General features: G+C 71.4%; 9 protein-coding genes. 2 read left to right on the plus strand and 7 right to left on the minus strand.

Annotated features, from left to right (window positions below):
- Positions 1–1,233 (plus strand): DUF222 domain-containing protein (locus VIM26_RS05920; protein ID WP_331949425.1); only part of this gene is annotated, 1,233 nt, incomplete at its 5' end.
- A 247-nt stretch (positions 1,234–1,480) separates the two neighbouring features.
- Here the strand turns inward: VIM26_RS05920 and pcrA are convergent.
- The 6 genes from pcrA to VIM26_RS05950 all read right to left on the minus strand — a co-directional run bounded on the left by pcrA (position 1,481) and on the right by VIM26_RS05950 (position 8,420).
- On the minus strand, positions 1,481–4,051 hold the full coding sequence (pcrA, locus tag VIM26_RS05925; protein WP_331949426.1) for a DNA helicase PcrA: 2,571 nt from the start codon (positions 4,049–4,051) through the stop codon (positions 1,481–1,483).
- Positions 4,052–4,124: 73 nt separating this feature from the next.
- Positions 4,125–4,649 (minus strand): hypothetical protein, encoded by a 525-nt coding sequence (locus VIM26_RS05930; RefSeq protein ID WP_331949427.1) that lies wholly within the window; start codon positions 4,647–4,649, stop codon positions 4,125–4,127.
- A 448-nt stretch (positions 4,650–5,097) separates the two neighbouring features.
- Positions 5,098–5,949: an alpha/beta hydrolase gene (locus tag VIM26_RS05935; protein WP_331949428.1), complete on the minus strand. Its 852-nt coding sequence runs from the start codon at positions 5,947–5,949 to the stop codon at positions 5,098–5,100.
- A gap of 57 nt (positions 5,950–6,006) precedes the next feature.
- Positions 6,007–7,293 (minus strand): MFS transporter, encoded by a 1,287-nt coding sequence (locus VIM26_RS05940; RefSeq protein WP_331949432.1) that lies wholly within the window; start codon positions 7,291–7,293, stop codon positions 6,007–6,009.
- 5 nt (positions 7,294–7,298) lie between these two features.
- The gene (locus VIM26_RS05945) at positions 7,299–7,898 is read right to left on the minus strand and encodes a helix-turn-helix domain-containing protein (protein WP_331949429.1); all 600 of its coding nucleotides are present in this window, start codon (positions 7,896–7,898) and stop codon (positions 7,299–7,301) included.
- A 111-nt stretch (positions 7,899–8,009) separates the two neighbouring features.
- Entirely contained in the window at positions 8,010–8,420 is a 411-nt protein-coding gene (locus VIM26_RS05950) for a VOC family protein (protein WP_331949430.1), read from the minus strand.
- 247 nt (positions 8,421–8,667) lie between these two features.
- On the opposite strand from VIM26_RS05950, the gene VIM26_RS05955 reads away from it, so the two are divergent.
- Positions 8,668–9,327 (plus strand): hypothetical protein, encoded by a 660-nt coding sequence (locus VIM26_RS05955; protein ID WP_331949431.1) that lies wholly within the window; start codon positions 8,668–8,670, stop codon positions 9,325–9,327.
- Positions 9,328–9,339: 12 nt separating this feature from the next.
- On the opposite strand, the gene VIM26_RS05960 is transcribed toward VIM26_RS05955, so the two are convergent.
- Positions 9,340–9,504, minus strand: a complete 165-nt coding sequence (locus VIM26_RS05960) for a DUF456 family protein (RefSeq protein ID WP_331949433.1) — start codon at positions 9,502–9,504, stop codon at positions 9,340–9,342.
- Between the last annotated feature and the right edge of the window lie 11 nt (positions 9,505–9,515).

Raw genomic sequence — 9,515 nt, forward strand, 5'->3', positions numbered from 1 at the left:
TTGGAGGTCGGGGATCTGGACTGGGGCAAGGCCAAGATCGTGGTCGCCGCATTGAAGGACGTTCCGTGGCAGGTGGCGCAGGTCGTCGAGGACGTGGTGCTGCCCACGGCGGGTGAGCGGACCCCGACCCAGCTGCGCGCCGACCTGCAAAAGGCCCTGATCGCGGTCGACCCGGCCGACGCCGAGAAGCGCACCGCGCGCGCGGTCGACACCCGGCGCGTGTGCAAGCCCAAGGTCCTGCCGGACGGGATGGCCGGCATCTGGTCCGTGCTGCCCGCGTTCGTCGCGACCGCGATCGACACCGCCCTGAGCGACGCCGCCCACAAGGCCCAGCGCGCCGGGGACACCCGCACCATTGACCAGCTCCGCGCCGACGCCTACACCGCCACCCTGCTCGGCGACGGCGGCTGCACCTGCACAGACGCGGGCGCGTCCGGCGAGACCAGCGAATCAGTCAGCAACACCGAGAGCGGCGCGGACTCGGGCTCGGAGTCGGGCGCCGGCTCGGGCACGAGCGCGGGGGCGGGCTCTGGGGCTGGCATGGGCGCAGGCACGAGCATGGACTCGGGCTCGGCTTTGCCTGGTGCCAGCCGCTGTGCGGCGGGTACGGGCGGCGGCATCGGTGGTGTCGCGGGGCAGGTGCGCGTCGACGTGACGGTATCGCTGGCGACGCTGCTCGGGCTGGACGAGGACCCCGGCCAGCTCGCCGGGTACGGCGCGGTCACCGCGCAGACCGCCCGGCGCCTCGCCGCGAACGGGACCTGGCGGCGCCTGGTCACCGACCCCCAGACCGGCACCGTCCTGGACGTCGGCAAGACCCGGTACCGCCCGCCAGAGGACCTCGCGGAGATCATCCGCGCCCGCGACCCGTACTGCGTGTCCCCGATCTGCAACACCGCCTCGCGCCACTGCGACCTGGACCACCGGGTGCCGTTCAACCCCGACGGCACCGGCGGAGCCACGTCCACAGAGAATATTTCCCCAGCGTGTCGTCGGGACCACCTGCTCAAGACGCACGCCGGCTGGACGTACGACCGCGCCGACAACGGCACGATCACCTGGACCACGCCCACCGGGCACACCTATGGCTACAACTCCCCGTTGTCGCCCGGACACGAGCACCTGCCGCACGTCGAACCAGGGCTCGGGCTCGACCCGGAACCCAAGGCCGCGGCCAAGGTGAAGCCGGAGCCGGAGCAGAAATCGGAAGCGGACAACCCGCCGCCATTCTGACCGATCATCACGTCTGATCCGGATAGTGCTTGCTTGCGGATCGGCGGGGTCGACTTCCCTCGCTCAACAAAGCGACTGCATTGAACAATCACCGGGCGCATGCCGCACGCCAAGCCTCTGCCCCGGGGGCACAGCATTCGATTCGAGCATCGAGCTGGGAGCTGTTGTCGTCCTGAGCGCTCTCGTCCGCACCGCACGTCAACTTGAGGTCATCCCTCGCTGCGGTCGAGGCCCGGGTCCAGCGACCTCAGAGCTTGGTGACCGGCGAGTACCTCAGCAGCAGCCGCTTCGTCCCGTCGGCGCCGAAGTCGATCTTCGCGACGGCGTTCGGGCCGCCGCCTTCGACGGCGACGACCGTGCCGAGGCCGTAGGCGTCGTGGGTCACCTTGTCGCCGATCTCGAGGGCGGGCACGTCACCGGCCGGCCGGGGCGTCGCGGAGCCGAACTTGGGCCCGTCCGGCGACGGCGGCACGGAGCGTTTGCGGGGCGGTCCGCCGTAGCCGCCGCCGTAGCCGGCCCCGGCGCGCATGACCGCCATGCTCGACTCGCGCCGGCGCCAGTCGAGCAGCTCCTCGGGGAGGTCGGCGATGAACCTGCTCTCGGGGAACTCGTTCGGCATCCCCCAGGAGGTGCGCACGGCGGCCCGTGAGAGGTACAGCCGCTGCCGGGCCCGGGTGAGGCCGACGTACGCGAGCCGGCGCTCCTCCTGGAGCTGGTCGTTGTCGTCCAGCGAGCGCGAGTGCGGGAAGGTGCCGTCCTCGAGCCCGGTGAGGAACACGACCGGGAACTCCAGGCCCTTCGCGGTGTGCAGGGTCATCAGCGTGACGACGCCCTGGTCGACCTTCGGCGCGCCGTCGCCGTCGTCGTCGCTGGGGATCTGGTCGGAGTCCGCGACCAGGGAGACGCGCTCGAGGAAGTCCGCGAGGTCGCCGTCGGGCTCGCCCGTCTCGAACTCGCTCGCCACGGCGTGCAGCTCGGCGAGGTTCTCCACGCGCGAGGCGTCCTGCGGGTCGTCGCTCGCGCGCAGCTCGGCGAGGTAACCGGTCCGGTCCAGCACGGTGCCGAGCACCTCGGCCGGCCCGGCGCCCGACGCCGCGAGCTCCTGGAGCTCGGTCATCATCCTGGCGAACGCGCGCAGCCCGTTCAAGGACCGCGTGGCCAGGCCCATCACCTCGTCGACCCGGTTCAGCGCGGCGCCGAACGACAGCCGCTCGCGCTCGGCGAAGGCCTGCACCATCGCCTCGGACCGGTCCCCGAGGCCGCGCTTGGGCACGTTGAGGATGCGGCGGAGGTTCACGTCGTCGTCGGGGTTGGCGATCGCGCGCAGGTATGCGACGGCGTCCTTGATCTCACGCCGCTCGTAGAACCGGGTGCCGCCGACCACCTTGTACGGCAGCCCGACGCGGATCAGCACCTCCTCGAGCGCGCGCGACTGAGCGTTCGCGCGGTAGAAGATCGCAACGTCGCCGGGCCGGACGCCGTCGGAGTCGCCGAGGCGGTCGATCTCCTCCGCGACGAACCGCGCCTCCTCGTGCTCGTTGTCCGCGACGTACCCGACGATCGCCGGGCCCGCGCCCGAGTCGGTCCACAGCCGCTTGCCCTTGCGCCCGGGGTTGCGCGCGATGACCGCGTTCGCGGCCGACAGGATGTTCTGCGTCGAGCGGTAGTTCTGCTCCAGCTTGATCGTGCGCGCGTTCGGGTAGTCGGCCTCGAACTCGACGATGTTGCGGATCGTCGCGCCGCGGAACGCGTAGATGGACTGGTCCGCATCGCCGACGACGGTCAGCTCGCCCGGGGGGATCGGCTTCTCCACCCCCCGTGCGTCGTCGGCGCCGGCCACGGGCTGCACCGAGGTGATGCCCGCGAGCTCGCGGACCAGCATGTACTGCGCGTGGTTGGTGTCCTGGTACTCGTCGACGAGCACGTGCCGGAACCGTCGCCGGTACCGCTCCGCGACCGGCGGGAACGCCTGCAGGAGATTGACGGTCGTCATGATCAGGTCGTCGAAGTCGAGCGCGTGGGCCTGGCGCAGCCGCACCTGGTAGCGGGCGTACGCCTCGGCGAGCACGGTGTCGAACTCGTTGGCCGCGCCCGACGCGGCACCCGACTCGCGCGCGAACATCTCGGGATCGACCAGCTCGTCCTTGAGCGCCGAGACCTTGTGACTGAGCGCCTTGGGCGGGTACTTCTTGGTGTCCAGGTCCAGCTCGCGCGCCACCATCGACATCAGCTTGAGGGAGTCCGCGGAGTCGTAGATCGAGAAGCTCGAGCGCAGCCCGAGGGTGGCCGCCTCCTTGCGCAGGATGCGCACGCACGCGGAGTGGAACGTCGAGACCCACATGGCCTTCGCGGGCGGCCCGACGAGCGCCTCGACCCGGTCGCGCATCTCCGCGGCGGCCTTGTTGGTGAACGTGATCGCGAGGATCTCCCCCGCGCGGGCCCGGCGGGTGGCGAGCAGGTGCGCGATCCGGTGGGTCAGCACGCGCGTCTTGCCCGAACCGGCGCCGGCCACGATCAGCAGCGGCCCGCCGGAGTGCAGCACGGCCTCGCGCTGCTGCGGGTTCAGGCCGACGAGCAGGGCGTCCGCGTCGATCTCGCGGCTCGGCGCCGAGGCCCGCGCGGGCGCGCCGCGCCCTGCCTCGGAACCGCCGTCGTCGGAGCCGTCGTCGGCGCCTTCGTCGGGCCCGACGGCGGACGGCGTCCGGCCCGCGACCACGCCGCGGTCCGGCGTCGATCCGCTGGGTCGGACGGCGGCCGGCGCGCCGAGGTCGGCTCGGCTGAGCCCGGGCAGGGGGAGGTTCGCGAACAGTGAATTCATGGCACTGCCAAGCCTAGGCGCGCCCGCCGACATCGACCGACGCCCCCACGCGAACCGCTCCGGTCAAGTCGGGTCAGACCTTGGGCGTCGCGAAGTAGACCTTCGCCCCGCGACGGAACATGAGCACGATGGCGGCGATCTCCAGGAGCAGCGCGACGAAGGTGACGACCAACGCGATGCTGAAGCCCTGGCCGAGGCTCGTCAGCGTGCCGATCGCTGAGATCCCCGCGAGCACGGTCAGCACGATCCGAGCCCAGTTGCGACCCGCCCTCAGCTTGAACACGAAGAACACCCGCAGCCCCAGGCCGACGAGCCTGAAGACGAGCGCGAGCGCGAGACCCCCGCCGAGCACCACCTTGGCCTGCTCCTCGGTGAGACCGGATGACGCCATCCCCGACCTCAGCGCTTCGCCGTGGTCGGTCACGAAGAAGTCCAGCAGCCCCGCGATCAGCCCGACACCGATGCTCGCGAACCACGCCTTGACCGAGTTCTGGACGTCCACGGGCCGCGCAGGCTTCGGCGAAGCGGGCGCCAGGGGCGCCGTGGGCTGGCCGGCGACCGGTTCCGGGCCTGTCGGGTAGGTCGGCATGCCGGTCATGAGGTCTCCAGGAGTGACGTCGTTCGTGGGGTTTCCCGCGAGAACCTCATCACACTCGGCGGACACGGGCGCCGTGTGTCCGACGTGGTCGGCAAGGCAGGATCACCCCCATGACATCTCGTGCCCCTCGTGCCATCAAGGGCGTCGACGGACCGGCGAAGGGGTTCGACGGCTCCGACCTGCACCTCGGGCTCGCGAGCGTGGCGGTCGCCCGGTGAGGCAGCCCGAGGTCGTCGTCGTCCGGGCGACCGAGGAGAGCTGGCCCAAGCTGAGAGCCGTGCGGCTCGCTGCCCGGGCGCAGGCGCCGACGGCCCGGCCCGGCCCGGCCCGCAGACTGCGCACAAACGTGCTGGCTGCGCACATCGGATGTGCGCAGTTGGCGCGTTTGTGCGCAGTTTGGGTCGAGGTGGCCTCGCCGGCCCGCCGCCGACCCGACCGACCGGCGGGGTTAGTCGAACGGGTCGAGGAATCGGTCGGCGGCGCTCCTGAACGCGGCGGGCTGCTCCACCCACGGATAGTGGCCGCAGCGGTCGAGCACGACCGCGTCGCCGTTCGGGAACAGGTCGGCGAGCGCGAGCACCGGCGCGACCCCGGTGAAGCAGTCCGCGGCACCGGCCAGCACGAGGACTGGCGCGGTGACCGAGCCGATTCGGTCGGCGAGGTCGCGCGGCGGATCGACGCTGAAGAAGGCCTCGGCCGCGGCCCGATCCCAGCGTCCGACCTGCGCGTGCGCTCGTTCGACCGCCGACCACGTCGCGTAGCCGGCCGGCGCCACGAGTTGCTGCCAGGTGTTCAACGAGTCGTCATCGGTCCCGGCCGGTCCGGCCGACAGAGCCACGAGCGCGGCGTCGAACTCCGGTTCGCCGCGCCGCGCGTCGAGGAGGGCGTCGACGTCGGACGGCTCGTCGACCAGGTAGGTCGCCGGTGGAGTGATCAGCAGGAGGCCGGCAACGTGCTGGGGGTACTGGACGGCGTAGGCGATCGCCAACCTGGTCCCGGCCGAATGGCCGACGACGACGATCCGCTCGACCCCGAGGTGGTTGCGCAGCGACTCGAGGTCGGCGGCCTGCCGCCAGAACGAGCCTTTATCGGCGAGCGTCGGGGCCGGCGAGCGTCCGACGCCGCGCAGGTGTGGCATCACGAGCCGGTGGGCGAAGGTGAGCCCGGCCAGATCACCGAGATAGCCGGGGTGCCGAGCGGCACCACCCGCCAGCACGACTATCGGGCAGCCACCGCTGGTCCCGCTCCCGAGCAGGTCGTAGTGCAGCAGGACTCCGTCGGCTGCGGCGTAGGTCGGCACGACCCGAACCATAGTCATGCGTCCAGCTCGGTCGAGGGGTCGCCGGTGGCGATCGAGCTACCCCGACGTGACCGGTTCGGTCGCAACGCGGTTCGCTGCGCGCTCCTGCCGGATCGCCGGCAGGTAGAGCGCGGCGCCGAGGATGCTGAACGTGCCGGCCACGACGATGGCGAGGGCGGTGCTCGTGTGCTCGGCGAGGGGGCCCAGGACGAGCAGGCCGACGACGTACGAGCCGCCCGCCACCATCGAGTTCATCGACAGGACGGTCGTGCGGTTGCCGGCGTCGGCCTCGCGGTGCAGCAGGGCGCTGTGCACCGGGCCCCCCGAGCCGTGCAGCGTGTAGGTGAACAGGAACGCGGTGATCAGTCCGAACGGCCCGGTCGCCAGGCCCATGACGACGACGAGCGCGCCGTTCAGCACGCGCGCCCACAGGGCGGTCCGGCCCACGCCGAACCGTCTGCTGGCGATACCGGCCAGGGTGGAGCCGACCGCGAACAGCCCCCACGCCGCCGCCGAGACGGGCCCCATGAGGGCGCCCGCGGGGGTCTGTCCACCGACCAGCTCGGACAGCCGGACCGGCATGAACGTCTCGAAGGCGATCATCCCGATCGACCAGAACACCTCGACGAGCACGAGGGCGCGCAGCACCGGGGACGAGGCGAGCGTCCGCAGACCACCGGTCACGGTGCGGGGTGCCTCCCGTGCCGAGCGCAGGGCCCGGGCGAGACCCGTCGAGTCGAGGTGGGTGCGGCTCTCGCGCATGCGCATCGCGATCGCGACGAGATTGACGACGTAGAACGCCAGCGCAACCCAGTACGGCAGCTCGAGGGCGGTCAGGAACGGGATCGGGTGCCACGCCACCAGGGCGCCCGAGACGAGCGCTCCCGAGGCGATGGCGATCCCGAGCGCGGTGCCGGCATGCGCGAGCGTCACCTCGACCCTGACCTCGGGGTCGTCACCCTGGGCGGTATCGACGTACCAGGCCTCGAGGGGGCCGGAGTCGAGCGCCCGGAAGAGTCCCTGCAGGAGCAGCGCGACCACGAACGCCCCGAACGTGTGCGCGGTGACGAAGATCAGGCCCGAGACCAGCGCGACGACGCCCGCGGCGATCAGCACCGGCCGCCGGCCGAGCGCGTCGGCGAGGCCGCCGGTCGGCAGCTCCAGGCCGAGCACGACGAGCCCCTGCATCGACAGGATGACGGCGAGCTGGGTCAGGCTCATGCCTCGTTCCAGCGCCAGCAGCGTCGTGACGCCGATGACGAGGCCGACCGGGAACCAGCGGGTGACGGTCAGCAGCAGCAGGGTGCGGCGAGCCTCAACGGCCGAGACGGCCGAGCCGGTCATCGCGCTCACAGCCCGGTGGGCGGCTCGTCGAGGTCGATCGGGAAGACCACGTTGTACACGGCGAGCCGTCTCGCGCCCGGGTGCCCCTTCCCCGCGTGGCGGTACGCGGCCACGAGCTTGTCGACGTCGGCCTTGAGGGCCTCGGCCTGCGCGGGCGTGACCTCGACGAAGTAGTCGCTCATGCCGGCGGCGTCGCGCCACTCGACGGGCCAGGAGCCCTCGACGTCGAGCCAGCGCTCGAACTGTCGCACGAGGTGGCGGGTGTAGTCCCGGACCAGCCAGTTCAGCGCGGTCTCGGAGTCCTCGTCGCCGGCGAAGTCGCTCACGGTCCACTGATGGGAGTCGGTCGCGGCCCGCCACAGCCGCCGCTTGCCCTCCCCCTCGCCCGTGTCCGCGACGAGCCCGACGGACTCGAGCTTTCGCAGGTGGTACGACGTCGCCCCGGAGTTCGTGCCCAGGGTCCTGGCGAGGTCGGTCGCGATGGCCGGTCCCCCGCGGCGCAGCGCGCTGAGCAGCCGCGAGCGCAGCGGGTGGGCCAGCACCTTCAGCGCGACCGCGTCGAGTTGCAGGCCGGTCGGTTCGGGCTCGTTGGTCGGCGTCGTCATCCGTGCACAATATCTATGCACAGAACATTTGCACAAGTACTGTGCACGGTCCGACGCCCGAGTGCAGAGACGAGTCCGCAGCAAACGCAGTCGCTGTACTGGAGGAGCCGCCTACCCCTGGGCGGTGATGTTGACCATCCACGGGATGCCGAACTTGTCGACCACCATGCCGAACTCGTCGCCCCACATCTGCTTCTCCAGCGGCATCGCCACCGTGCCGCCGTCGGTGAGCTTCGTCCAGTAGCCGCGCAGCTCCTCGGAGTCGTCGCCGCTCAGGCTCACCGTGATGTTGTTGCCGGGCTTGTGGTCCATCCCGGTCGGGGTGTCGGCCCCCATCAGCGTGAACCCGCTGGGGGTCTCGAGCTGGCCGTGCATGATCTTGTCGGCATCGGGCGAGTCCGGCTGGCCGTACTCACCGAACGTGTTGATCGTCAGCGTGCCGCCGAAGATCTCCTTGTAGAGCTCGAGAGCCTGCCGGGCGTTGTCCGTGAAGCTGAGGTAGGGGTTCAGGCGAGAGGACATGTCATTCTCCTTGGTCGCTGCGGGGACTTTTGCAGAATAGCGAGAGCAGCGACGGTCCGCGAGAGAACGCCAGGCGTGATGCGGACGACTCGCTGACCGGCGACGACGCCTCGCGCTGCTCGGGGATCCCGCGCCAGGACCGGCGGCATTACGCCGCATTTGCCCCCGTCACGTACCCTGGGCCGCGCCGCGTCGTCAACCGCTCCTGCCAGCCCTGCGGTACCGACGACGACGAGGAGGCCTCGCAGTGACCCAGCGCATGTACGTCGTGCCCGACCTTGGCGACGACCTCAACGGCGCGCTCGGCCTCGTGGACGTGGCCCTCACCCAGCTCGCGGGCCGGCTCGCGCATCCCCCGCCGACCTGGCCCGCAGCACTGCGCGACCGCGGCGGGGTCGAGGCGCTCGACCGCGTGTACGCCGCGATTCGCACGACCCAGGGAGCCGGCTGGAAGCGCTGGATGGCTCCCAACGGCCGCGACGAGCACGTGCCGTTGCGGTTCGTCTTCCTCCGCGAGGAGGATCTGGCCGCGCTGGCGGCGGTCGCGATGGAGCTGGGCCGGGCGTTGCACGCGCGCGTGGCACCCGGGCTCCGGGACGCGCTCGAGAGCGCTGCCGACGCCGCGGGCACGACGCCGCTGGAGCTCGTGAACACCCTCACCCGGGTGCACGGGCTGATCGACCTGCCCCTGACCGACGACGCGAACGTGCTGCACGACGCCTCGGTCCGCGCCCGCGACGGCAAGTCCCGCCACCGCTCGGGCACCGGCGACCTGGTGCTGAAGCGACATGAGGAAAAGGCATACCAGGCCATGGTCGGCGTGCTCTACGCGCGATGGGCCCTGACCAACCCGCTGGTCAGTGACCTGATGCTCGAACGGTCACGGCCCCAGTGGAAGCGGACCTGACCCACCCTCGACTCACGTCAGCACGACCACCAGCAGCCACGCCCCCGCGGACACCAGCGCCCCCGCGAGCTCGACGAGGATCGTGATGCCGGTCGCCTTCAGCGCGGCGACCGTCGCCGTCCACGCCGCACGCTGGTCGCGCTGCCTGACGAGCTCGGCGAGGAAGACCGCGAGCACGAACCCGACGA

The sequence above is a fragment of the Pengzhenrongella sp. genome (genome assembly GCF_036565025.1).
In the GTDB taxonomy this organism is placed as follows: Bacteria; Actinomycetota; Actinomycetes; order Actinomycetales; family Cellulomonadaceae; genus Pengzhenrongella.